Annotated in this window: 15 protein-coding genes and 1 pseudogene; 6 read left to right on the plus strand and 10 right to left on the minus strand. The window is 48.4% G+C overall.

What is annotated here, in order from left to right:
- Positions 1 to 146: 146 nt before the first annotated feature.
- From ACN0T0_RS06820 to ACN0T0_RS06830, 3 genes are all read right to left on the minus strand, one after another.
- Entirely contained in the window at positions 147 to 1,748 is a 1,602-nt protein-coding gene (locus ACN0T0_RS06820; RefSeq protein WP_417224472.1) for a cation:proton antiporter, read from the minus strand.
- Positions 1,749 to 2,014: 266 nt separating this feature from the next.
- Positions 2,015 to 2,740 (minus strand): UDP-2,3-diacylglucosamine diphosphatase, encoded by a 726-nt coding sequence (locus ACN0T0_RS06825; protein ID WP_417224474.1) that lies wholly within the window; start codon positions 2,738 to 2,740, stop codon positions 2,015 to 2,017.
- On the minus strand, positions 2,740 to 3,249 hold the full coding sequence (locus tag ACN0T0_RS06830; RefSeq protein WP_417224476.1) for a peptidylprolyl isomerase: 510 nt from the start codon (positions 3,247 to 3,249) through the stop codon (positions 2,740 to 2,742). Before ACN0T0_RS06830 ends, ACN0T0_RS06825 begins: the two co-directional genes overlap by 1 nt.
- 218 nt (positions 3,250 to 3,467) lie before the next feature.
- Between ACN0T0_RS06830 and ACN0T0_RS06835 the strand changes: the two genes are divergently transcribed.
- Complete coding sequence (locus ACN0T0_RS06835; protein ID WP_417224478.1) at positions 3,468 to 5,150, plus strand: glutamine--tRNA ligase/YqeY domain fusion protein; 1,683 nt, start codon at positions 3,468 to 3,470, stop codon at positions 5,148 to 5,150.
- A gap of 73 nt (positions 5,151 to 5,223) precedes the next feature.
- On the opposite strand, the gene ACN0T0_RS06840 is transcribed toward ACN0T0_RS06835, so the two are convergent.
- From ACN0T0_RS06840 to nifJ, 3 genes are all read right to left on the minus strand, one after another.
- Positions 5,224 to 5,754: a hemerythrin domain-containing protein gene (locus ACN0T0_RS06840; protein WP_417224480.1), complete on the minus strand. Its 531-nt coding sequence runs from the start codon at positions 5,752 to 5,754 to the stop codon at positions 5,224 to 5,226.
- A gap of 293 nt (positions 5,755 to 6,047) precedes the next feature.
- The gene (gene ftnA / locus ACN0T0_RS06845; RefSeq protein ID WP_417224482.1) at positions 6,048 to 6,572 is read right to left on the minus strand and encodes a non-heme ferritin; all 525 of its coding nucleotides are present in this window, start codon (positions 6,570 to 6,572) and stop codon (positions 6,048 to 6,050) included.
- Between the two features lie 436 nt (positions 6,573 to 7,008).
- Positions 7,009 to 10,623, minus strand: a complete 3,615-nt coding sequence (gene nifJ / locus ACN0T0_RS06850; protein ID WP_417224483.1) for a pyruvate:ferredoxin (flavodoxin) oxidoreductase — start codon at positions 10,621 to 10,623, stop codon at positions 7,009 to 7,011.
- Between the two features lie 302 nt (positions 10,624 to 10,925).
- On the opposite strand from nifJ, the gene cysS reads away from it, so the two are divergent.
- From cysS to ACN0T0_RS06875, 5 genes are all read left to right on the plus strand, one after another.
- Positions 10,926 to 12,311 carry a cysteine--tRNA ligase gene (cysS, locus tag ACN0T0_RS06855; protein ID WP_417224485.1) on the plus strand — a complete coding sequence of 462 codons (1,386 nt, stop codon included), beginning with the start codon at positions 10,926 to 10,928 and terminating at the stop codon, positions 12,309 to 12,311.
- A 107-nt stretch (positions 12,312 to 12,418) separates the two neighbouring features.
- The gene (locus ACN0T0_RS06860) at positions 12,419 to 13,078 is read left to right on the plus strand and encodes a TIGR04282 family arsenosugar biosynthesis glycosyltransferase (RefSeq protein ID WP_417224486.1); all 660 of its coding nucleotides are present in this window, start codon (positions 12,419 to 12,421) and stop codon (positions 13,076 to 13,078) included.
- A gap of 16 nt (positions 13,079 to 13,094) precedes the next feature.
- Entirely contained in the window at positions 13,095 to 14,006 is a 912-nt protein-coding gene (locus tag ACN0T0_RS06865; RefSeq protein WP_417224488.1) for a radical SAM protein, read from the plus strand.
- 30 nt (positions 14,007 to 14,036) lie between these two features.
- Entirely contained in the window at positions 14,037 to 14,729 is a 693-nt protein-coding gene (locus ACN0T0_RS06870; protein WP_417224490.1) for a glycosyltransferase, read from the plus strand.
- Between the two features lie 45 nt (positions 14,730 to 14,774).
- Entirely contained in the window at positions 14,775 to 16,592 is a 1,818-nt protein-coding gene (locus ACN0T0_RS06875) for an ABC transporter transmembrane domain-containing protein (protein WP_417224492.1), read from the plus strand.
- Between the two features lie 63 nt (positions 16,593 to 16,655).
- Here the strand turns inward: ACN0T0_RS06875 and ACN0T0_RS06880 are convergent, their stop codons facing one another.
- The 4 genes and pseudogenes from ACN0T0_RS06880 to ACN0T0_RS06895 form a co-directional block, all read right to left on the minus strand.
- Positions 16,656 to 17,495, minus strand: a complete 840-nt coding sequence (locus tag ACN0T0_RS06880) for an enoyl-CoA hydratase-related protein (RefSeq protein ID WP_417224494.1) — start codon at positions 17,493 to 17,495, stop codon at positions 16,656 to 16,658.
- 249 nt (positions 17,496 to 17,744) lie between these two features.
- Positions 17,745 to 18,359, minus strand: a complete 615-nt coding sequence (locus ACN0T0_RS06885; protein WP_417224496.1) for an OmpW/AlkL family protein — start codon at positions 18,357 to 18,359, stop codon at positions 17,745 to 17,747.
- Positions 18,360 to 18,735: 376 nt separating this feature from the next.
- Positions 18,736 to 19,299 carry a hypothetical protein gene (locus ACN0T0_RS06890; protein ID WP_417224498.1) on the minus strand — a complete coding sequence of 188 codons (564 nt, stop codon included), beginning with the start codon at positions 19,297 to 19,299 and terminating at the stop codon, positions 18,736 to 18,738.
- Positions 19,300 to 19,485: 186 nt separating this feature from the next.
- Positions 19,486 to 19,781: pseudogene (locus tag ACN0T0_RS06895) on the minus strand (isocitrate lyase); the annotation flags it as partial.

The following is a 19,781-nucleotide window of genomic DNA, read 5'->3' on the forward strand; positions in this document are numbered from 1 at the left end:
ATGCCACGGGGTTTTAGCGTAGTGACCTAGAAGTGGTTCAAGCTAAAACCCTCAGTAATGGCGTTATTAGCAAGGTAATATTGGTTGCTCCCGGCGGACAGCGATGTCATTTCACTGCGCCGGGTAGCAATGCGTTTGTGGTCGGATCAATCATCCTCTTCATTGGCATGATAGTGCTTAGGCGCTGACTGGGTGCTTTGCGAGATCAGCTGTAGACTGTCTTCAGCAAAGCCGGAACCGGCTTCTTTATAGAAGTTAAAGACCTTATCGATACCAGATGCGATCAGCGCTTCTCGATCGTCTTCAAAGCGAGCAATGGCGGCGATTTGCCCGGTATAGCCCGCATTGATCAGCTGTACCGTGACATTGCGGCTATCTTCAACCAACGGCAGCGCCAATAGAACCAGCTTAATATCCGAGGTGTCAAAGTTTTCCCAGAAATCGGCATCTTCACCGTCCCCGAAACACACATTTAAACCTTTCTGTTGCAACTGTGAGGCGCGAAATCGATCTGAGTCGAGTCCTGCAACCTGCTCATCTAAAACCGTGCGGAGCGCTTTAAACGCGCTTTTACCCACCCGGCCCATACCAATCACTAGCACCGTTGCTTGAGGCGGCTGCTGTACAATATCGGCCGCTAATCGCTGTGGACTCTCATAGCGTTTGAGGTTGTCCTTATAGCGGATATAGATGCGGTGGGCTGCAGGATAAAGCACACTGGTTAAAACAAAGGATAGCGATACCGCCAGTGCGAGAATCACCAACCATTCGCGGGTTAGCCAGCCGGCCTGTACGCTTAGTGCCGCCACAATAAGACCAAATTCACTGAAATTACTCAACGCTAGCGAGGCAAGATAGGCGGTGCGGCTGCGTAATTTAAGACGGGTGAAGAGGACAAAAAACAGAAAGAATTTAATGCTGATCAACAGTGCAATGACCGTGGCGGTCGCTAGCATCGACCAGGTGGGGAGTGCGGTAAAGCCAATCGAGAGGAAAAAACCGATTAAAAAGAGATCTTTAAAGCTAAGCAGCGACTTAGTTAGCTCCGAGGCTTTATGGTGTTGGCTTAGCAGCAGACCAAATACCAGTGCCCCTAGGTCGCCTTTGACGCCCACCAGGTTGAACAGTTCATAGCCTCCTAAGGCGAAGAAAAAGCCTGTGAGTGGCAGCATCTCTCCGTGTCCGGCTTTGTCTAGCAACTTAAACAGTAGCGGTCTGGCGAACACGAGAGCCAGTAGTAGTGGTGCCCAAACAGAGGGGAGCTTACCGGTTGCGGCTACCAAAAATAGCACCGCGACGATGTCTTGCATAACCAGTACGCCAATCGCGAGCTGTCCGTGGCGGGTTTTCATCTCGCCATTTTCTTCTAAGAGTTTTACGACACAGACCGTACTGCTAAAGCTGAGAGCAAAACCGATTAGCGCGGCCGTTTTAAAGTCGATCTCGCTGTAATAGGGCATCGCCACTGAGGCCATCAAGAGTACAAAAGAGCCGAACAGGACAACCCATAACAGCATATGGCTAAGCGTACTGGCCCAGACTTCACGGCGTAAGAGGTCGCCAAGGTGTAGTTTTAAACCGATCGTAAAGAGCATTAGCGTGATACCTAAGTCCGCCAATGTATCGAGGCTATCGGTAGGCTGTACGCCTAAAAAGTGAAGTAGAAAACCGGCTAGGAGAAAGCCGATGAGAGGCGGCATGCCAATCATTTTCAGTGATAAACCACAGAGGTATGCAACCAGAATCAAGATAAAGTCCATAATATAAGTAGCTGTTATTTCAGTAGTTTATGGTTTGTTAGTGCGGTGGTGATAAGCGCTTGATTAGGCTGAGTTTCTCAATGTTGATTGAGTCTCTACGATCCTTGTTTATGCCAAGCGAGCAATCATTAACGCGATTTTAGATGTTTATCGCTTTCTTCAACAGATCTGTCGAGACTAGTTTATTTCACATCAACGATCTTGATTGCGGACATATCACGGTTGATTTTTTATTGTGCTTACAACCCCGCTTTTTAAACACCGAGGTTAAGGTCGAATTCGATGAGCTGTTCGCCTTGATCGGTAGCGTCTAGATACCATCCGGATTTATCCCAATCTCCCAATACGATTCTGCGTCTAGCACCAGCCAAAAAGTGAACAGCCGGGCGATGGGTATGACCGTGAATCAATAGGTTGCAGTTGGCATCGACCATGGCTTGATCAACCGCTTGTGGGTTCACGTCCATGATTTCAGTGCGCTTATCGGCGGTCTGTGTTTCGCTGGCCATGCGTAGCTGTTTTGCCAGAGCGAGTCGCTCTGGAGCCGGTTGAGCTAAGACGGCTGCTTGCCACTCAGGGCTTCTGAGTTGTTGTCGAAGCTTTTGATAATCGAGATCATCGGTACACAATTGATCACCATGCATCAGCAGCGCAGGGCCTGAGGCGAGGGGGATAACCGCCGCATCAGGTAAGCGTTGGACACCGGTCAGTTGGGTAAAGCGTTCACCGATCAAAAAATCACGATTGCCGTGTTGAAAGAATATCTGGCAACCGCTCTGCGAGCGTGTTTTTAAGGCCTCAATAACAGGCTGTAGGTCATCGGGGATAAAATCATCGCCAATCCAGGCTTCAAACAGGTCGCCGAGTATATAGAGTTGATCACACTCGGTGGCCGTGCTGGATAGAAAATGCAGCAACGCCCGGGTAAGGTCCGGGCGTCCACGATGGAGATGTAGATCGGAAATAAACAGAATACGCATTATTCAGCGGTATCTGCATCCACGACTTCGGCCGATGTGATGATCACATCTTCAGCAGGCACGTCTTGATGGCCGCCACGGAAGGTGGTGGAGACGGATTTGATTTTATCAACCACGTCCATACCTTCAGCCACTTTACCGAATACCGCGTAACCCCAACCTTCAGTGGTTTTAGCCGTATGATCGAGGAAGGTGTTGTCGCTGACATTGATAAAGAACTGGGCTGATGCGCTATGAGGATCCATGGTGCGAGCCATGGCCAAAGTGCCGCGTTTGTTTTGCAGGCCATTATCGGCTTCGTTTTCAATACTGCCGTTGGTCTCTTTGCTCGCCATGCCGGGTTCAAAACCGCCACCTTGAATCATAAAGCCATCGATAACCCGGTGGAAAATAACGCCATCATAGAAACCATCTTTAACATAGTTTTCGAAGTTTTCTGCTGACTTCGGCGCTTTGTCGTAATCAAGTTCAATAGTGATGTCGCCGAAGTTGGTGTGCAGTACGATCATGCTTGCGATCCCTTTGTGTAAGCTAGATAGCTTGTTTATCTAGTAAGTTCGTCTGATAAATTATCGTCTGAAAAAATACGATGTAATCGGTTGGCCCGATTATACTAAAGAATTAAGCTGATAACTAACTGATTAATTTCGGCTAACTTATGGTTGTCTGTAAACCAACTGTTTATAATGTCCGCCTATTTGATTTCAACGGAAGTTAAGACCCCTCTATGAGCAATAACGACGCCAGTAATGCAGTTGTACAGCCAACCAACTTTATTCATCAGATTATCGAGCAGGATCAGCAGCAGGGGCTAGCTAAGGTGGTGACACGCTTTCCACCTGAACCTAATGGCTATCTGCATATTGGTCATGCGAAATCAATCTGCGTGAACTTTGGTACCGCCGAAAAATATAACGGTGAGTGTAATCTGCGTTTTGATGATACGAATCCAGGTAAAGAAGATCAGGAATTCGTCGACGCAATAATGGATGATGTTCGCTGGCTCGGTTTCAACTGGGCTGGTGAGGTACGTTATGCTTCGAACTACTTCGATACCTTTTATGCGTGGGCACAACACCTTATCCGTGAAGGTAAAGCCTATGTCTGCGATCTGAGTCCAGAAGAGGCCAGCGAGTATCGTGGCTGGGCCACCGAACCCGGCAAAAATAGTCCGTTTCGTGAGCGCTCAGCAGATGAAAACCTCGACCTGCTTGAACGTATGAAGCAGGGTGAGTTTGATGAAGGTAGTCGCGTGCTGCGGGCTAAAATTGATATGGCGTCGCCGAATATGAATCTACGTGACCCGATTCTGTATCGGATTCGCAAGGCGGCTCACCATCAAACCGGCAGCAAATGGTGCATCTACCCTAGCTATGACTTTGCACACGGTCAAGAGGATGCTATTGAAGGGGTTACACACTCTATTTGTACGTTGGAGTTTGCCGATCACCGTCCACTGTATGAATGGTTTATCGAGAATCTACCGGTTCCAAGCAAGCCACGTCAGTACGAGTTTGGCCGCTTAAATATTAATTACACCGTCACCAGTAAGCGTAAACTGAAACAGTTGGTTGATGAAGGCCATGTTAATGGTTGGGACGATCCACGTATGCCAACCATTCAAGGTATGCGCCGACGGGGCTATTCATCACAAGCGGTGCGTAATTTCTGCGATAGTCTAGCGGTTGCTAAAACCGATGGTACGGTCGACATGGCTCAGTTTGAGTTCTTTATTCGTGAAGATATGAACGATAACGCCGCCCGCGCGATGTGTGTGATGAACCCGCTAAAACTGATTATCACCAACTTCCCAGAAGGTGAGATTGAAATGCTGAGTGCGCCGGTCCATCCACAGAAGGAGATGGGTACCCGAGTATTGCCCTTTACCCGTGAGCTGTATATGGATCGAGGGGATTTCAGTGAAGATCCGACCCTTTCGCGTAAAAAATTCCGGTTGCTCGTGCCCGGTGATTACATGCGCCTGCGCAGTGCGTATGTGATTAAAGCTGAAGAAGTGGTGAAAGATGCTGCCGGTGAAATTACCGAAGTGCATGCGTCTCTGGTGCCAGGGACTGTCGGTGAGAACCCACCGGAAGGTATGAAGCCTCGGGGTGTTATGCACTGGGTTTCAGCCACTGAAGGCAAGCAAGCGACCGTGCGGATCTATGATCGTCTGTTTAATGTGGAATCACCGGATAAGGGTGAGGGCGATTTTCTTGCCAATATCAATCCGAACTCCTTTAGCGAAATCCAAAACTGTTGGGTTGAGCCGGGCTTAGTAGAGGCAGCACCGGAAACGGCGTTCCAGTTTGAACGAGAAGGTTATTTTGCTGCAGATCGTTACGATCACTCAGCCGAACATCCTGTGTTCAATAAGACCATCGGTCTTAGGGATACTTGGAAGAAGTAATTCTCGCGTTATTAGTAGAAAACGGTCACTTTGAGTGGCCGTTTTTTTTGCTATGACTGCGGCTGCTTAAGACTTAGATATAGCAAGCGGTCTGGTTGATGTTATGGCGCGTGTGCAGGCTTAGGCCTAAGGATTCTAAGTCCGTGTTTTTAAGAATGTCTGCAGCCAAAGGCAAAAACTGAGATTCTTCATACTTAGCATGTAGTAGGTAGTGATCTGCCATTCCCATCGCCGCTTCTTTATCTAACTGGGCAAACTTACCTTTGGCTAGCTTTTTAATCGCGCCTTCAATTTTTTTCCACTCTTTTTCGAGGGTACGATGCTCTTCGGTCAAGCGTTTAATCATCCGTGAAGCAGCATTCAGCTCATCGCCAGAACTGGCGCAATCCATGACGATATTGAACAGTTCTTGTTCCTCTTCATGATGGTGGTTGAGTACCACCTCATGGTAGAAATCAACCAAGCGTTTCGCACTGGCTTGAACCTCCGGTGAAACAGGTTCTGAAATATCTGTTTTACTGAGATGGCGCAAATTTTCAAAGTTGTGAATAATACTGATATGGCATTGAGAAAAGTCATCGGTTGGGACAGCGGTCGTGGTCATGTTTTTCACCCTATTTGCAGGCTGGGATCTCTCCCAAAGCTAGCAGATAACTGTAAATAAGAAAGCGGGCCTTGAATGGCACATCTTTCATTTTGATCACTGGATTGTATGCTTAGCGTTACAAATAAATAATGACAATGGTCAATTATGTATCATATATAGCGTTTTTAGATTCTCAATCCTCAATAAGCTCAAGATAACAAAAAGCCCCGCGAGCTAAGCTGCGAGGCATCTGGACTGTACGGTTTTACCCAGCCTCAGTTTTAACCGAGACATTGAGTGGGCTAGGGGATTTACGCTTCGTTGGTAATGATATCGCTGCTATTACCACTGGCGAGCTGACCGATCTCTTTGTCGATAAAGAATAAACCTTTACCATCGTCGCCAATAATCTCGATCTTATCGAGAATGCCTTTAAACAGCTTCTCTTCTTCGTGTTGTTCTGCAACATACCACTGTAAAAAATTGAAGGTGGAGTAGTCTTGATTGGTAAATGCAGTATGAGCAAGGCCATTGATCTCTCGGGTGATCAGGCATTCATGTTCATAGACTTTCTCGAAAAGGTCTTTAATCGAATCAAACTCTTCGATGGGCGCCTTGATCGAGCCGATCCGGGCCATCGCACCGGTTTCGTTAACATAGGTAAACAGGCGTTTCATATGCTGCATCTCTTCATCGGCATGTTGAGATAGAAACGCAGCACAGCCTTCATAACCCTTTGATTCTGCCCAAGAGCTCATTTGTAAATACATATTGGACGAGAAAAATTCAAGATTGATCTGGTGGTTGAGTTTTTCCAGCATTGAGCTGTTTAACATGTTGACTCCATACAGGTTTAAAAATAGAAAATCAGGGCTTATGACAACAGAATAGCAGCAACGGTGTATTGATGTAGCACAGTTGTTTGTATTGTTTTGTTGTCGGGCTTATTACTCAGATGGCGACGGGTTTACACAGCCACTTCTTTCCTTCAGATGAGCGGGCGCACTTGCTACAGACATACTGACTATTACGGGTAATGGCGGCTATCTCATCAAGGTGTTTCGAAATGAGTTCGCTTTTCAGTTTACAAAGGCTTTTAGCTTTAAGGGAGTTAGCCATCCGCAGAGACCCGCATCAATGTTGAGTAAAGCAACTTTATACAATATCTATCTGCGGTTGTAAATGATAATGATTATCAACCCTGCTTTGTTGACTGTCTGCCGAACGGTTCCATTGAGTAAATCGTTCGGCATGTCCTAATAGTTGAGATGGCTATTTAGGTTCGGTTGCGGTTGGCATGACGGCTTCCTCCCAATCCATCTCAGCCATCTGCTGATAATGTTTATAGCGCTCGCTAACCTCATGCTGTGCTTTATCAAGAAAGGCTGCCGCTTCAACCGGATGTGCTTGCAGTAGTGAATTAAAGCGGGTTTCTCGACGGGCGAATTCAGCATAAGGAATTGAGGGCGGCTTAGAGTCCATTTTCAACGGGTTTTTATGCTGTACGGCGAGGCGAGGGTCATAACGGAACAATGGCCAGTGACCGCTATCGACAGCCAGTTGCTGATGTAGATGATTGTCTTTTAGCTCAAAACCGTGCGCAATACAGGGTGAGTAGGCGATGATCAATGAGGGGCCATCATAGGATTCCGCTTCGAGAAAGGCGCGCAGGGTCTGCACATCCTTGGCGGCATAAGCGATATGGGCAACATAAACATGTTCATAATCCATAGCAATGCGGGCCAAGTCTTTTTTACCAACAGCTTTACCTGAGGCGGAGAATTTAGCCACTGCGCCAATTGGCGTCGCTTTTGAGGTTTGCCCGCCGGTGTTGGAGTAGACCTCGGTATCCAATACCAGAATATTCACGTTACGGCCCGATGCCAGCACATGATCTAAGCCGCCAAAGCCAATATCATAGGCCCAGCCATCACCGCCGATGATCCAAACACTCTTACGGCTTAATTGATCCGCTAGGTGACGTAATTCAATGGCTTGATCGCCGATATCACTGTGATCACTCAATCCATCGAGCGCACACTTGAGTTGCTCGATGGCTTGTCGCTGGTGTTCGATGCCCGCTTCATCGGCTTCCGTTTCAGTCAGTAGTTGGTTCACCAGTGCGGGATCAAGCTGTCCTTGAAGCTCTGTCAGCAGTCGAGTGGCATACTGTTTCTGCTTATCCAGTGCGACTCGCATCCCCAAGCCAAATTCGGCATTATCCTCAAACAGTGAGTTGTTCCAGGCCGGGCCACGGCCTTCGGCATTTTTAGTCCAAGGCGTGGTGGGCAGGTTGCCGCCATAGATGGATGAACAGCCGGTCGCATTCGCCACCACCATGCGGTCACCAAACAGCTGGCTGGCCAGTCGGATATAGGAAGTTTCGCCGCAGCCAGAGCAGGCCCCGCTAAACTCAAACAGGGGTTGAAAGGCCATTGAGCCTTTGAGGGTGCCGCTTTTGAGTAGGCTGCGATCAAACTCAGGTAAGGATTGAAAAAATTCCCAGTTATCTTTCTCTATTTTATTGATCTGCTCTTTTGGCACCATGTTGATCGCTTTATGGTCAGGCTGTTGCTTATCAACAATCGGGCAGATATCAACACAGAGAGTACAACCGGTACAGTCCTCGGGCGACACCTGATAGCTAATATAACTGTGTTCGGGAAAGTCTTTGGCGCCTTTCACTGGTACAGCTCTGAAGCTATCGGGTGCATCTTTTAGTAGCGATTGATCAAAAATTTTGCTGCGCATAACACTGTGAGGACACACCAAAACACATTTACCACAGTGGGTACAAAGACCTTCATCCCATAACGGCAGTTCGGTTGCTAAATCACGCTTTTCAAAAGCGGAGGTGCCGGTCGGCCAACTACCATCAGGGGAAAGTGCACTGACAGGTATATGATCACCATGCCCTGCGATTAGCTCGGCGGTTAGTTGACGAACAAAGTCGTTGGCGCGGTTCGAGCTGAGTTCATGCATGGGGATACGACTAGTGGCTTTGCTGTGCAGTTCAATTTCGTGTAATTGGCTGAGGCTCATATCGATCGCTTTAAGGTTTAACTCAACGAGATTGGGGTTGCGGCTATAGGATTTCTCAACCGCTTGTTTAATCAGCGTGATGGCTTGATCGATGGGAAGAATGCCGGAGATCTTAAAGAAGCAGCTCTGCATAATGGTATTAATGCGTTTGCCCAGCCCACATGTCTGGGCCACCTGATAGGCATCGATGGCAAATAACCGAATCTGTTTGTCGATCAGTTGCTGCTGCACCGGTTCAGGCAGGGTATCCCATAAAGCTTGCGGTGAAGCGCTGCTATTCAACAGAAAAACGGCGCCGACGCGAGCTTTCTCGAGCATAGGATAGAGCGTTAGAAAACGGGGTTGATGGCAGGCTACGAAATCTGCTTGATGAGGTTGGATCTCATAGGCGGAATGGATCTTGTGAGGGCCGAAGCGCAAATGGGAAACAGTCACTGCGCCAGATTTTTTCGAGTCGTAAACAAAATGTCCTTGGGCATATTGGCCGTCTACATCACCGATAATCTTAATGCTGTTCTTATTGGCGCTGACGGTGCCATCGGCACCAAGTCCATAAAATACCGCTTGATAAGCGTCCTGGTGGGCATCGGTGATGAATTGTTCATCATAGGTGATGCTGCTATGGGTGACATCATCGTTAATCCCGACGGTAAAGAGGTTGATACTGTTGCTGCGCTGCAGTTCGTCAAACACTCCTTTAACCATTGCCGGGGTGAACTCTTTGGATGATAAGCCAAAGCGACCACCGAGTAGTTTGGGCAGTTGTTCGGCTGATCGTTTACCCGACAGGATCGACTGCATCAGCGCGGTAGCAATATCTTTATATAGCGGTTCACCGTCCGCGCCGGGCTCTTTTGTGCGATCGAGAACTGCAATCTGTTTAATGCTGGCAGGTAGAGCGCTGAGCAGTCGTTCGGCATCGAAGGGGCGGAACAGCCGTACTTTCAATACGCCGGTTTTTCCTCCATGTCGGTTGAGGTAATCGACAGTTTCGGCGACGGTCTCAGCGCCAGATCCCATCAGCACAATAACGGCTTCGGCATCTGGAGCCCCCTCATATTGATACACTTGATACTGTCGTCCGGTCACTTCAGCAAAACGATTCATCGCTTGTTGCACGATCTCAGGGAAGGCGGCGTAGAAGGGGTTACTGGCCTCTCGGGCTTGGAAAAAAATATCCGGGTTCTGTGATGTACCTCTAACCACCGGATGATCCGGGGAGAGTGCTCGGCTACGACAGTCACGTACTCGTTCCATGTCGATCAATTGACGCAGTATTGTTTCACTCACCACCTCAACTTTACTGACCTCATGGCTTGTCCGAAAGCCATCGAAGAAGTGCAGTACCGGCACTCGGCCTTGCAGTGTTGCCATTTCGGCGATGGTGGCCATATCCATGACTTCTTGAACTGAATTGGAGGCCAGCATGGCAAAGCCGGTAGCTCGGGTTGCCATTACATCACTGTGATCGCAAAAAATAGAGAGGGCATGGGTTGCCAGTGAACGGGTGGCAATATGAAATACGGTGGGTGTTAGCTCCCCCGCAATCTTGTACATATTAGGGATTTTTAACAATAAACCTTGGGAGGCGGTAAAGGTGGTGGTTTTGGCGCCGGCTTGCAAGGCCCCGTGTACCGCACCTGCCGCGCCGCCTTCACTCTGAAGCTCAATAATTTCTGGGACATTGCCCCAGAGATTAGTAACACCATCAGCACTCCAGCGGTCACTCATTTCACCCATTGGCGATGCCGGTGTTATCGGGTAAATGGCGATAACATCATTTAAGTGGTGGGCGATAAAGGCAGCGGCTTCGTTACCATCCATCATACGGAATTGGCTACTCATAGTGAGACTCCTGAACCTACGGCTTTATAGTCGGGCAGTTTTAGTTAACAGGCCGCCTAGCAAACGGGCAGCTTAATGATATGAATATTAGTTTATTCCTATGACTTTGCTTTGGATCAACTATCGCGACAGAGGTTGTTCTGGATCAATCGCTTAACCGCTAGCCTTGACAGGACATTGGTTGGCTTTAAAGGATTGAAAAGTAATTTCAATCGGGTTGTTAATTCTCGTGCGGTTTCCTCTATAATGGCGGATCTATTTTGACCTAATTTCATCTAAGCCAGAGCCATAAGCGAATCCCGATGTTGCAGATCTATAACACCCTGACGAAAGAGAAAGCCCCTTTTAAACCATTGGAAGAGGGCAAGATCAACATGTATGTGTGCGGTATTACCGTATACGATTTCTGTCATATCGGGCATGCGCGCGTCATGGTGGCGTTTGATGTCATTACCCGTTACCTGCGTGCTCGGGGTTGGGATGTGACTTACATCCGTAATATCACCGATGTCGACGATAAGATTATTAAGCGGGCGGCTGAAAACGGCGAACGCCCCGATCAACTGACCGACCGCATGATCGCGGCGATGCATGAAGATGAAGATAAGCTGAGTGTGTTGCGGCCTGATCAAGAGCCTCGTGCTACGGGCCATATGCAAGATATTATCGATATGGTGCAGGTGTTAATTAATAAAGACTACGCCTATGCAGCCGCTAACGGTGATGTTTATTATCGGGTTGAGAAGTTTGCCGATTATGGTCGCCTGACCAATAAAAATGTCGATGAACTCCGTTCCGGTGCCCGGGTAGAAGTTCAAGATGCAAAGGAAAGTCCGCTTGATTTCGTGCTTTGGAAGGCCGCAAAAGCCGGTGAAGTTAGCTGGGAGTCACCTTGGGGTGCGGGTCGTCCTGGTTGGCATATCGAATGTTCGGCTATGTCTAAATGCTGCCTTGGTGATACGTTTGATATTCACGGCGGTGGTCCTGATCTACCGTTCCCGCACCATGAAAATGAGATCGCTCAATCTGAAGCGGCTAATGGTGTTAAGTTTGTTAATACGTGGATGCACGCGGGTGCGGTGCGGGTTAATGCCGAGAAGATGTCTAAGTCGTTAGGCAACTTCTTTACCATTCGTGATGTGTTGCAAAAGTACGATGCCGAGGTGGTCCGTTATTTCCTTTCATCCGTACACTACCGCAGTTATATCGATTACTCCGAGAGTAGCTTGAAAGAGGCGCGCAGTGCGTTAGAACGTTTTTATCAAGCGCTGAACGGTGTTGATGGTATGGCTGCTGAGCTGGATAACGATTACGACGCCCGTTTTTATGCTGCGATGGATGATGACTTTAATACCCCGAAAGCTTTGGCGGTATTGTTTGAACTGGTGAATGAGTTGAACTCAGCAAGCCGAGCAGGGGATGCTAAGGCATCAGGTCTGGCGGCTCAGTTAAAACGACTGGCCGGTATTATTGGTTTGCTGCAGCAATCACCGGAAGCCTTTTTGCAGGGCGAAAGCAAAGCTGGCGAGATTGAGCCTGAGCAAATTGAATCGCTTATTCAACAGCGGGCCGATGCGAAAAAGGCTAAAGATTTTGCTGCCGCCGATCAGATTCGTGAAGATCTAGTGGCGCAGGGTATTATTCTTAAAGATAGCCGCGAAGGAACCACCTGGTTCCGTGAAGGTTAACGGCAAATCGCTTGCGATACAGAGGAGCAACACCTGAGTCGCTATACGTTTTCATTTATACCTAAGGCAGCTTTGAGCTGCCTTTTCTATGTGTAAGGACAGAGTCAATGAGTCAGACAACACTGGTTATCTTTTGTAAACGCCCTCTACATGGGCAGGGTAAGCAGCGTATTGCTGCAACCTTGGGGAAAGATGCCGCTTATCAGGTTGCCTGTGCGCTTTTAAATTGCGCCCTTGAGGATTCCCGCAGCTGGCCAGGCCCCGTGGTGTTATCACCGGTAAGTGAAGACGATCGGCAATGGGCAGAAGATTTGTTATTGCAGGATTATCAGGTGGTGCCGCAGTGTGAGGGTAATTTAGGGACCAAGCTGAATTATGTCGACCAGATCTTACGTCGGCAGGGAGCTTCTCGGTTACTGTTTATTGGTACCGATGCGCCGGAGCACACTCTGCAGCGCTATGCTGAGTTTGATCGACTGTTGCAACAGCATGATATTGTGCTGTCTCCCGCCGAAGATGGTGGCGTGACAGCGATGGGTGGCAGCCAGCCTTGGCCCGCTTTGGAAAAACTTGGTTGGAGTACCCCGGCGCTAGGCGAGCAATTAACCGGGGCCTGTGAAACGGCCGGTTTTCAGGTTGCTTTCAGTTCCACTGGGTACGATGTTGATACTGAAGCTGACCTACGCCGGTTATTGGATACATTAGCCTATGATTCAAGACCCGCGAGAGTACAGCTACTATCATTAATACATGCGTTGCTTGATTGAACTGTAAGGGGTTTATATGGAACTGATTCGAAGCCGGGACTGGTATACAACGGCTGACGGCGCAGACCGAGGATATATCCGTCCTCACTTATTAAAAGAACTGTGGTTTCATACCGGTACCGCCTGCAATCTCAGTTGTGATTTTTGTCTTGAGGGGTCTAGCCCCGGTGATAAGCGGCTTGAGTTAGTAAAATTAGAGGATGTTACACCCTATATCGACCAAGCTGTCGAGCTGGGGGTGGAACAATTTTCGTTCACCGGGGGCGAACCTTTCTTAGCCAAAGATCTGGTTAAAATTCTGCAACAGGCGGCTGAATATGCGCCTTGTTTAGTGCTGACTAACGGTACCGATGCGGTACAAAAGCGATTGCACCAGTTAGTGCCGTTGTTAAAAAGCCGTTACCCCGTGAGTTTTCGTATCAGTATCGATTCTCATATCGAAGCTGAACATGATGCCGGACGGGGCGAAGGTATGTTTGATCTAGCGCTGCAAGGGATGAAAGCGCTCTATGATATGGGCTTTCATGTGTCTATTGCACGGCATATGGCTGATGGCGAAGATACCGCGGCTGTTGAGCAGCAATATCGGGCGATATTAGAGAATTACGGTATTCCTGGTGATACTAAATTCGTTGCCTTTCCTGATTTTTTACCACCGGGTAGTCATGGTCATGGGCCAGATATTACCACCAACTGCATGACCCAGTTTCATACTGAAGAGACCCGCAATAGCTTTATGTGTTCCTTTAGTAAAATGCTTGTTAAGCAGCGGGGACAGATGCGCGTATATGCTTGTACGCTGGTGGATGATGATCCTGAATATGATATGGGCAATGATCTGCGGGCATCGTTAGAACAGCAGGTCAGCATGAAACATCATCGTTGCTTTAGTTGTTTTAAGTACGGTGCTTCGTGCAGTGAAACCTAAGCTAAATTTCACCACGGTTGTATAGCGCCGATGCGTCACATTAATATAGCTGTTGTGATTCCCGTGGGTCCGGCTGAAACAAGCTTGGAACCAATGCTGGGTCAACTGCGGTATCTGCAATCGGCCCAGCAGATCATCTTTGTATTTTGCCCTGCATCGGCGTCACTTCGTCAGCAGTTGCCGGCAGATGAGCGGATTATTAGCCTAACCAGCAACGCAGGTCGTGCTGCGCAGATGAATGCCGGTGCGCAACGGGTTAGCGCCGATTTTATCTGGTTTCTACATCTCGATAGTCAGTTTTCCAATACTCAATGGCAGATGCTTCTGCAGAGTCTTGCTCGTGTGCCTGCCGGGCTACACTATTTCAACCTGCGTTTTCGGGCAGATGGGCAAGGCCCTATGTGGCTTAACGGTTTAGGTGCTAATTTACGTTCGCGCTGTCTTGGATTGCCGTTTGGTGATCAAGGGTTTTGCCTTTCACGGGAACAATTCAAGTGTTTGGATGGTTACCCCCTCGATGCCCCCTATGGTGAGGATCATCTGTTTGTTTGGCGCGCTCATCATAGCGGTGTACCATTGATCAACACCGGCTCTGTTTTAACCACCAGTGCACGTAAGTACTCCTCTAACGGTTGGTTTCAGTTAACCTTGCGCTATCAGGTTTATTGGCTCAAGCAGGCGCTGCCACAGCTGTGGATGTTAGTGAAAAGCAAATTTTCTTAAGCCGCCAAACGGCGCTTAATGCCCGATGAAACGGATCTCTCGCCAATGAATAAATTATCCACTCTGACTCAATTATTGCGCTTTATGTTGCCGTATCGGCGCTATTGGGTCGGGGCGATGATCGCATTACTGTTCACGGCGGGGATCACTTTGGCCATCGGCCAGGGGGTGCGTTTAGTGATCGATAATGGTTTCGTGGCAGGCTCCGTCTCCCAACTCAATCAATCGATTATGCTGCTGGTGGCCATGGCGGTATTAATGGCCTGTGGTACTTTTATCCGCTTTTACCTGGTGTCATGGTTAGGTGAACGGGTCACCGCGGATATTCGACAGGCGGTCTTCGATAATGTAGTCCGTTTGCATCCGAGCTTTTTTGAAACCAACCGCAGTGGCGAGATTATGTCACGTTTAACCACCGATACGACCCTACTGCAATCAATTATTGGCAGCTCTTTTTCGATGGCCCTACGCAGCGTGGTGACGACCTCGGGCGCATTGATTATGTTGTTTGTGACCAATATAAAATTGTCTCTGATTATTGTCGCGGGTGTACCACTGATACTGCTGCCGATTCTGATCTTTGGCCGCAAAGTTCGATCCTTAGCACGCAAAAGCCAAGACAGTATCGCCGATGTAGGTAGCTATGCAGGAGAGGCCATACAGCAGATTAAAACCGTGCAGAGCTACACACAAGAAGCCTATGAAAGCCGCGCTTTTGCCGTTGAGGTGGATAGTGCGTTCCGGGTAGCGCAACAGCGGATTCGTCAGCGGGCGACATTGATGGCGATGGTTATTCTACTGGTGTTTGGTGCATTGTCAGGGATGCTTTGGGTCGGCGGCTATGATGTAATTACCGGCACCATGTCCGCCGGTGAACTAGGCGCCTTTGTGTTTTATGCCTTAATCGTTGCGATGGGGGTGGGAACCCTCTCCGAGGTGTATGGCGAACTGCAACGGGCGGTCGGTGCGACGGAGCGGTTGATCGAACTGTTGGAGGCCGAGAGTGAGATTCAATCACCTGAAGTCGATGACGAGGCACGTGATTCAACCCTCGCTTCTGCGCCTATTCAACCCTTGGCTAATCCCGCCCAGTGCCGTGCGGAGCTAGCATTGAGCCATGTCCGTTTCCACTATCCATCACGGCCTGATCAGGCTGCCCTTGAGGATTTTTCCTTAACCTTTAAGGAGGGCGCCATTACGGCCTTAGTTGGGCCATCCGGCGCGGGTAAATCAACGGTCTTTGAGCTGTTGCTGCGTTTTTATGATCCGCAACAAGGAGAGGTATGTTTTGATTCATTGGATCTGCGGCGCTTCAACCCTCAAGAACTACGTCAGCAGATCGCGCTGGTCGCGCAGCAGCCAGCGCTATTTACGGCGAATGTGATCGATAATATCCGTTATGGTCGAGCCGACGCTAGCGAAGATGAAGTGATCGCGGCGGCTAAAGCAGCCTATGCTCATGAATTTATTGAACGCCTACCGGAGGGTTATCAGAGTGATTTAGGCGAACAGGGGGTGCGTCTTTCCGGGGGGCAGAAACAGCGGATTGCTATTGCTCGTGCCATTCTTAATGATCGGCGAATATTACTGTTAGATGAGGCAACCAGCGCGTTGGATACGCAGAGCGAGCATAAGGTCCAACTGGCGCTGGATACACTCATGAAGGGGCGTACCACGGTGATTATTGCCCACCGTCTGTCAACGATTCTGCATGCAGATCAGATCGTAGTGATGGAGCAGGGGCGGGTGGTTGCCACAGGTAGCCATGAATCGTTGTTACAAAGCTCACCATTGTATGCCCGTTTAGCCCAGCTGCAGTTTAAAGCAGATGAGCACGACCAAACGCCGGCTCGTTCTGAGTGATGAAACAGTGAAGGGGCTGAACATGCCAGCAGTGATTGCTCGTCAGCCCCCCGTGGCGCAGTATTATCGCCCCTGATAGCTGGGGGTGCGTTTCTCGACAAAGGCATTGACCGCTTCTAAATGATCCTCTGTGTTATGGCAGATGCCCTGCATTAATGCTGAATGTTCAAGAAACTCTGGCAATTCCATCTTTTGTGCGGCCTTGAGTAACCGCTTGGTTAGGCGCAATGCCTGGGGTGGCTTTTCGGCGATACGAAGAGCCAGCTCCATCGATTTCTCCATCAGTTGTTCTGGTTCAACAACATCCAGTAGAATTCCCAGTTCTTTCGCTTCGTCGGCACTGATCATGCGCCCGGTCAGGGTGAGTTCAGCGGCTTTTTGATAACCAATTAAACGCTGTAAAAACCAAGCCCCCCCATCACCGGGAATTAAGCCCAAATTGACAAAGGTTTCGCCTAACAACGTGTTGGTTGAGCCAATGCGTAGATCGCACATGCAGGTGAGATCGAATCCAGCGCCAATGGCCGGACCATTAATTGCAGCAATGACCGGTATATCAATGGCACTTATGGCTAGCGGAATACGCTGAATACCTTGGCGGTATTTATTTTGTACGCTGTAAACATCGCCGCCAAATGCGCCATCTTTATGGCTGCCATCCCGTTCGGTCATCTCTTTGATATTACCGCCAGCCGAAAAGGCGCTGCCCTCGCCAGTGATAATCAGCACCGAGACTTCCGTTGTTCGATTGACCCACTCAGCGACATGGACAATATCATCGATAAGTTGGGTGCCGGTTAGGGCATTACGGACATCGTGACGGTTAAAGGTGAGGGTGGCTACCCGGTTGGATAGCGTTAGAATGCTGTCGCTCAATGTCGGCAGTTGCAGATTATCGGTCATTATTATTCCATTGAATCTATTATCGTTATTGTGTCGTTATACGAATAATCTTTAAAGAGGTAAAAAATTGTATCAGATAATAGCACGACACGCAGTGCAGTGATGGGGCCTAATGACAGGTTTATTAGACCATTATTGAACTAGTGAGAGGGTTAATCTAAAGGTGTTGCTGATAGGGTAAGTGGGCGATTTAATGCAGGGATGTTGTCTACATCCCTGCCTGAAGTGTTGCTTATATAAGAATTTATATCAGAACTTGTAACCGACAGACATCATATACACCATGGGATCAATTTCCAGCTCACCCAAGTTGCTGCCATTCACTTTGACATCGGTATTGATATCCATTTTCCAGACAGCGGCATTGAGTAACCATTGGTCATTGATGGCATAGTCGATACCCAGTTGACCGGCCAGCCCCCAAGAACTATCGAGTTCTAAAGTGGTGCCGGCCAGTGCTCCGGTGGTGCTTTCTGAGAAGAATGCGGTGTAGTTAATACCCAAACCAACATAAGGCTGGAAGGCAGAGCTGCTATCCATTGGGTAGTATTGCAGTGTAAGGGTTGGTGGCAGGTGTTTAGTTTCACCGACTTTGGCGCCGTTAAGGGTAATGTCGTGCTTGAAAGGTGTTGCGGCCAGTAATTCAACACCGATGTTATCAGTTAGCATATAGGTGCCGGTGATACCGAGTTGAGTATTGTCGTCAACATCAAGGCCAGGAACGGACGTGTCATTTGATGTATGTGGGTCAACATTAGCGGCACCCACGCGTACAATCATATCGCCTGATTCGTATGCCATACAGTTAGCAGTGGCAACCATTGATACGCCCAGAACGAATGCGGAAAGCGCTTTTCTGTTCATTAATACAATCCTTATGCGAAACAACGTTTAAAAAGTGTGGTTATTAAACGCTTATCTTTTTGGGAAAGTATTGATTTGGAGCAGATTTTGACTACTAAAATGAGGGCTGAAAATAGAGGTTTGCGTTAGATCAATAAAGACTCACTTTCTTGATGTTGACTGCTAGGTGAGTCTATTCACCATGGGAAGTAGGCCGTTTGATTTAGAGTATAAAGTGCATACCTTCCCTTGTTGACTTCGTTACTATCCCTGCATAGCAGGTTAAAAGTGAGGGAGCCATCTTATTAGACGCGATGGTTATCAGCTTTTTAAAAGGTAAAGCAGGCCGCTATAGCGGCCTGCTTTTAGGAGATATCAAGTTACATTGAAGCACGGATTACGCCGTGATTAGGGTTAGGTTTGAACCTTCAATATCGGCATCAAAGTAGGCCATGCCTAGTTTGTTCAGGTAATCCATTCGATCAGCTTTCATCAGATTAATCTCTGGGACAGCAATGCCATTGTCCTGATAAATACCGGCTATAAAAGCCATATAGTTTTCACCTTCCTGAACGAGTAACAGGCTGGCCGCACCAACATCGGGTTTAACTTGGGCGTTAAGTTCATTGGTGAGCTCTATTTTGAAAACAACAGGTTGCTCGTCGCCTTCGATATGTACACGACGTTTTTTGACTGTTTGCTGTGCCCAGTAATAAGCAAGCTCCATGCTCTGGGTTAGGAAAACAGGCTCCGTTGTTTCAACATAGTTATCATCGCCAATCGTGGCCATTGTTTGCTTAGCTGCTTCATTCAGTGCGGTATCGCCGGAGCGGATCAGGCCTTGCTTTTTGATGGCTTCAATTAGCGCTGACGAAGTACCGTGATACCAGGTATTGCCGGTTGTAAAACCCTGTTCGGTTAACAGTTCTTTTGCGTCTTTAAGAAATACTGGTATGGTCATAGTCTCAATCACTTAATCAGATTAGAGTTAAAGCAGAGGGAATTCTAACTTAAAACGTGGACTGATGCTTTCTCTGTACTAAAAATCAGACTCGCTTGTCATTCAAGCGGGTGGAACCTAATCCAGCTTGGATTAGCGCTAATAAAAAAGGCAGCTGTTAGGCTGCCTTTTTTAGTGCGTCAGCGCTTAGTTGAACTGGTTAGAGGTGTTTTTCGCACCACCGGCTTTCAGTGCTGCTTCACCCGCATAGTACTCTTTGTGATCATCACCGATGTCCGAACCTGACATGTTTTGGTGTTTAACACAGGCGATACTCTGACGAATCTCTTTACGCTGTACGCCTTCTACGTAACCCAGCATACCGGCATCACCGAAGTACTCTTTTGCCAAGTTGTCTACCGACAGCGCAGTGGTGTGGTAAGTTGGCAGGGTGATCAGGTGGTGGAATACATTCGCTTCGCGGGCAGTATCCGCCTGGAAAG

This window comes from Amphritea sp. (assembly GCF_048266285.1).
Taxonomy (GTDB): domain Bacteria; phylum Pseudomonadota; class Gammaproteobacteria; order Pseudomonadales; family Balneatricaceae; genus Amphritea.